Below are 2,833 nucleotides of genomic sequence, written 5' to 3'. Positions count from 1 at the left end.
TTAAATATTACTCATGATGCTAATGGGTCTATTGCTATCAGGGGGAATAAAAATTATATTATCAGCGTGTCTATAATAAACAATGGACTAGATCCTTCAGTATGTTTTAGTGATAATACTAGTGAAAATGTATTAGAGAACTGTAATGTTGAGTCACATTCTCATTGTTACTGGACCAGCAATGCGTCTGAAAACAATAAAATTTTAAACTGTTCAGGAACTTCAATTAATAACGCTACGTTTTATATTGATGGTCCAAATAATTTAATATTAAATTGTTCAGGAATTTCAGATAAGAGTAATGCATTTACTATTAATAATTCTGGAATTAGATTAATTGGATGTAAAGCAAAAACTAATCCTAATACTTCGTCTAGTGATATTTGGTTTACTTCTAACTCAAAATCATGTATTAGTTTAGCCAACCAATATTATAAAAAATGTAGTAATGAAGGAAGTAATAATATTGTAGTAAATAATATAAAATTGGAGGTATGAATAAATGGAAATAGGAATTAATTTATTGGAAAAATAAATTAAGAGGGCAAGATAATTATTTTAAAAATCAAATAAAGAGGGTGACATATGGAATACAAAACAATACAAGAACTTTATCTAGCAGTGGGAGTTGCAGGAGCGATAATAATTGTTTTTTTAGGCTTGTTTACCTATCTGGTAATAGCCAACGATAAAAAGAGAACAAAACAAATTGATGACCTTATAAAAAGTATTGGCACTTTGCAGATGAACGACACGGACTTTAAAACACTTATAGAAAGTCTTATTGAATCAGTTAAGGAACTTTCAATTACTAATAAAATTGTTGCTGATACTGTAAATCGTCTTGATTACTATAATAAAGATTTGCACAGAAAATTAGAAAAACATGATGAGAAGTCAGACAAAATATTAGATGAATTAAGAAAGTAAGGCGGCTTTAGAAGCTGCCTTTTAATATGCAATAAAGGAGTTGATGACATGGTAAAAATTATGTTAGATCCTGGCCATGGGGCAGGTGTTGCTCATAATCGTGGATTTAAAAACATTCCAAGCTTTGAATTTTGCAATGAGGGGGACTGTAATTATATCTATTCCCTCAAGCTTAAGAAAGCCTTAGAAGATTATGGATTTGTTGTTGGTAATACACGATTTAACAGATTTGACAACCCAACTTTATCACAAAGAGGTCAAAAGGCAAAAGGTTATGACTTACTAATTAGTTTGCATTCTAACGCTGCAGGTGGGACTGCTATAGGAACTGAAATTTGGGACTCTACAAATCCAAAAGAGAGCATAAAAGTCTTAACTGATAAATTATGCGTAGCAATATCAAATGCAATTGGTACTAACAACAGGGGTACAAAATACCGCAAAAGTTCTAATGGGTCTAATTATTATGGAATCCTAAGAAACGGAATGGCAAAGCATAACTTTATAATCGAGCACGCATTTCACGACAATTTCAATGACTGTAAAAAATATGTTAATAGCTTAGATAAGATAGCTGCGGCAACAGCAAAGACTCTTGCAGAATACTATGGACTTGCAAAGACCAATAAGGCATCAACATTAAACAAACCTACTAAAACACCAATATTAAACAAGCCTAGTGTAAGTCTTGAACAAGTTAAAGAATGGGCAAGGTCAAAAAATAATAATTCAGAGTTTATTGGACTTGTGGAAGTATATTTTGAACTAGCACCAAAAGTGGGAGTTGACCCAGTAATAGCTTACGCACAAATGGCGCATGAGACAGGTTTCCTTTATAAAGTGAAATCTGCTGCTGGAATAGATTCCAGTTATCATAACCCTTGTGGTCTTAAAATAACTCAAGGTGGTGGAGATTATCAGGCATTTGCCCATAAAAGATTTGCAACATGGGAAGATGGAATTAGTGCCCATTTAGATCACTTAGCTTTATATGCAGGGGCTAAAGGCTATCCAAAAACATTTACACAAGATCCAAGACATTTCCCATACTTGCTAGGGACTTGTAAATTTGTTGAGGACTTAGGCGGCAAATGGGCACCAAGCAAAGACTACGGAAATAAATTAATGAAGTATGTAAATGAAATTAGAAACACAAAGGCGGTAGGAAAAATGGAAAATCAAAAAGAACATTGGGCAGAAAAAGCTTTTAAAAATCTAAACGATAAAGGAATTGAGATCCACGAAAGAAGATTTGATGAACCGATTACTAGAGGGGAGTTATTTTCTCTATTAGATAGAGTTTTAGAAAAACTAGAAAAATGAAACTAAGCATAAAGTTTAAGCCGAGATGTGACGAGAGGCCCTGGCTCTTAGTTAGAGAGGGCAGTGTTTAAGAGATGAAAGGAGGTGTTTTTGTGAAAAAAGAAGATTTAATTAGGAAATTAGGCTCCAGAAAATTTTGGGCATGTGTGAGTGCAGTTGTAATTGCACTTGTTGCATTTATCAATGCAGATCCTGAGACTACAGAAAGAATTGTAGCATTAGTATCAGCAGTTGGAGGTTTATGTATCTATATGTTAAGCGAGGGTATAGCAGATAGTAAATCTGAAGATGTGACTAACTATATAGAGACAAAAGACTATATGGGAAAATAGTAAGAGCATAACTTGATGAATTTAAGTAGAATTTTAATTATTTATTTCAAATACACTAACCTAGAGAGGGATCTCTAGGTTTTTTTTATTGCAAGAAATCAAAAAAAAATAAACCCTACAGATTGGGTTATTACTTTTGTTATATTATTAATTCTAGATTGAAATTTTGTATCCACTTTTATAGTCCACTTGAATATTTGAAAGTGCTTGTAACGTTGAAATTGCAAGATATACAGAAAACACAACTA

4 protein-coding genes are annotated in these 2,833 nt (G+C 32.6%); all 4 read left to right on the top strand.

Going from position 1 to position 2,833, the window contains the following annotated elements; translation table 11 throughout:
* On the top strand, positions 1-498 hold a 498-nt coding region (locus RH95_RS09635; protein WP_010248796.1), incomplete at its 5' end, for a hypothetical protein.
* An 87-nt stretch (positions 499-585) separates the two neighbouring features.
* Positions 586-930 (top strand): hypothetical protein, encoded by a 345-nt coding sequence (locus RH95_RS09025; RefSeq protein WP_010248793.1) that lies wholly within the window; start codon positions 586-588, stop codon positions 928-930.
* Positions 931-978: 48 nt separating this feature from the next.
* On the top strand, positions 979-2,253 hold the full coding sequence (locus RH95_RS09020) for an N-acetylmuramoyl-L-alanine amidase (protein WP_010248790.1): 1,275 nt from the start codon (positions 979-981) through the stop codon (positions 2,251-2,253).
* Between the two features lie 74 nt (positions 2,254-2,327).
* Positions 2,328-2,585, top strand: coding sequence for a hypothetical protein (locus tag RH95_RS09015; RefSeq protein WP_235777728.1), 258 nt, complete (start codon positions 2,328-2,330; stop codon positions 2,583-2,585).
* Positions 2,586-2,833: the final 248 nt, after the last annotated feature.

Source organism: Peptoniphilus rhinitidis 1-13, from assembly GCF_000246925.1.
GTDB lineage: Bacteria > Bacillota > Clostridia > Tissierellales > Peptoniphilaceae > Peptoniphilus_A > Peptoniphilus_A lacydonensis.
This window is presented reverse-complemented; position numbering and strand designations above follow the sequence as displayed.